The sequence below is a fragment of the Nocardioides sp. CPCC 206348 genome, assembly GCF_048654705.1.
Classification (GTDB): domain Bacteria; phylum Actinomycetota; class Actinomycetes; order Propionibacteriales; family Nocardioidaceae; genus Nocardioides.
This window is the reverse complement of sequence record NZ_JBMCZA010000110.1, coordinates 9,922-12,160: the sequence shown is the minus strand read 5'-3', so window position 1 is coordinate 12,160 and position 2,239 is coordinate 9,922. Positions and strand designations below refer to the sequence as shown.

Here is a 2,239-nt window from a genome sequence, read left to right as displayed (position 1 = left end):
TAGATGCGAAGGAAGGCCCGGCCGTTCTCGCCGCCGTAGACCTCCGCCAGCTGCTGGGCAAGGCTGAGGAGATCCGTCCGCAGCTGGCCCGTGTCCGGGTCGTCGACGAAACGCAGGCGCTTCTGCAAAGCCTCGCGCAGCAGCGCCTCAGCCGAGGGCCAACGGAGGTACACCGTGCCCTTGCCGACCTTCGCAATCCGGGCAACCTGCTCGATGCTGAATCCGGCCCACCCTCGCGAACCGAACAGCGAGATGGCGGCACCCAGCAACCGGGACTCCATGTTGGCGTCGCGGGGGCGACCGCGTTTGCGCTTGGGACTGTCAAGGACCTCGGTCGCGTCGTCGCTCATGTCAACCTTCGTACCGTCTCAGGCGGCCCTACGTTGTCGTCAACGCGGCCGGGATTGCGCGCACCAATCTAGCTCACCAGTCGTCAGTTAATGGACACCGCACCGTTGCGATCAGCCAATGACCGCGCGTCCGTGGCACCGTCGTGGTCCGACGGATCCTTTGATCATTCGATGGTTCCGTTGAGCCGATCGATGGCCTCCAGGTAGTCCTCGATCATGTCGCCGACGACCTGCTGGACGGACTTGGCATTGTTCATCAGGCCGACCCCCTGCCCCACCCAATAGGTGCTGAGCCGCTTGGCACCCTCGTGACCCGAGGCCGCAAGGACATCGGCCCGCTTGAGCGGCGGCTCGCTGACGTACCCCATCAAGGGCATGGGGAGGGCGGCAGGACTGCCCTCCGCCTCCCACTCGGCGTGCCATTCAGAGCGAAGCTGTCGCGACGGCTTGCCCGTCCTGAAACGGGAACGGACGGTGTCGGCTGACGACGCCTCGAGCATTCGCTGCTTGGTGTACGGGGCGGTCTCTGCCTCGTGCGTAGTCAGCCAGACGGACCCAGTCCACGCTCCGGCCGCACCCATGGCGATCGAGGCGGCGATCTGGGCACCGGTGACGATGCCCCCCGCCGCAAGCACGGGGACGTTGCTGCCCAGTTGCTTGAGATGCGAGACGACTTCAGGAACCAGCACCATGGTGGATACCTGCCCGGTGTGTCCGCCCGCTTCTGAACCCTGAGCCACGATGAAGTCGACGCCGGCGGCGACCTGAGCCGCCGCGTGCTTCTTTGTCCCGACGAGAGCACCGACAGGGACATTCGCCTCCCGCGCCATTTCGAGCATGATCGGAGGCGGTGTCCCAAGAGCATTCGCGATGAGCGCGAGAGGATGCTTGAGGGCGATCTGCAGCATTTCCCCCGCGTAGGCCTCGGACAGAGACTCCTCGGACGCCATCGGGGTTGTGGGGATCTGATCCGGATCCATGTCATGACGGCGCAGGATGCCGGCGACGAAGTCTCGGATGTGCGCCGGGACATCGGCCTCGGTCGAGGTTGTCCCCTTCCCGGCAAAGGCGTTCGGCACGATCAGGTCCAGTCCGTAGGGACGCCCACCTACCTGCTCGTCGAGCCAGGTCATCTCGACCTCGAGCTCCTCGGGTGACATCAGTGCCGCCCCCAGGACGCCGCACCCTCCAGCCTTGGTGACCTCAGCCACGACGTCCCGGCAGTGCGAGAAGGCGACGATCGGGAGATCGATTCCGAGCAAGTCGCAGATCGAGGTCTTCATGGATTCGTCCGTCCGTCGAGGTGGGCCGCAACAAGTTCGGCCATATTAACTGACTAATAGCGTACCCTAAATATCAAGTCGCGGCATCCCCTTCACGCTCCAGTTCCGCGATCCAGGAGGTATGTACGACCTCCAGCCCGCTTGGGACGCTAGGACGGCTCCAGCGGCGCGGATCGCCAATGAAGGTCCGCCACCTTGACGATGCGCTGCTGAAAGCGCCAACCACGGCGCGTGCGCACGATGACGTCGTGATAGGTGCCGATCGCAGAGGTCCCGTTGGCTCGCGGCGCGAACAGCTTGACCCGCGCCGTCGCCACGTCGGCTCCCTCATCAAGGTCCACCATGACGTTGGTGCTGAAGTGTGCAAGCGGATGGGTGATGCTGCGCATGAACTCGTCGATCCGGTCGAGCCCGGAGACCGCGATGTCCGTGCCCTCGATCTGGAAGGACCCATCCGGTGCGAAGATCTCGTTCAATCGATCCCATTCCGCGTCGTCGATGACGTGTCCGTAGAGAACGATCAGGTGCTGGATGGCCTCGAGATCGGACCTGTGGCGGCCCAGAATCACCGTGGCCCCGCTCACGACTTGGAACGCGCGCCCTGAA

General features: G+C 64.5%; 3 protein-coding genes. All 3 read right to left on the bottom strand.

Features of this window, described 5'->3' with window-relative positions; genetic code table 11:
• On the bottom strand, window positions 1–350 hold a 350-nt coding region (locus tag ACOADB_RS06230; protein ID WP_378597087.1), incomplete at its 3' end, for a TetR/AcrR family transcriptional regulator.
• A 164-nt stretch (window positions 351–514) separates the two neighbouring features.
• A complete protein-coding gene (locus tag ACOADB_RS06225; RefSeq protein WP_378597086.1) occupies window positions 515–1,633 on the bottom strand; it encodes an NAD(P)H-dependent flavin oxidoreductase in 1,119 nt (372 codons plus the stop codon).
• Window positions 1,634–1,782: 149 nt separating this feature from the next.
• On the bottom strand, window positions 1,783–2,239 hold a 457-nt coding region (locus ACOADB_RS06220; protein ID WP_378597085.1), incomplete at its 5' end, for a nuclear transport factor 2 family protein.

Coding starts and splice junctions, on each gene's coding strand:
- ACOADB_RS06225 (WP_378597086.1), bottom strand. CDS start 1,633: ATGAAGACCTCGATCTGCGACTTGCTCGGAATCGATCTCCCGATCGTC.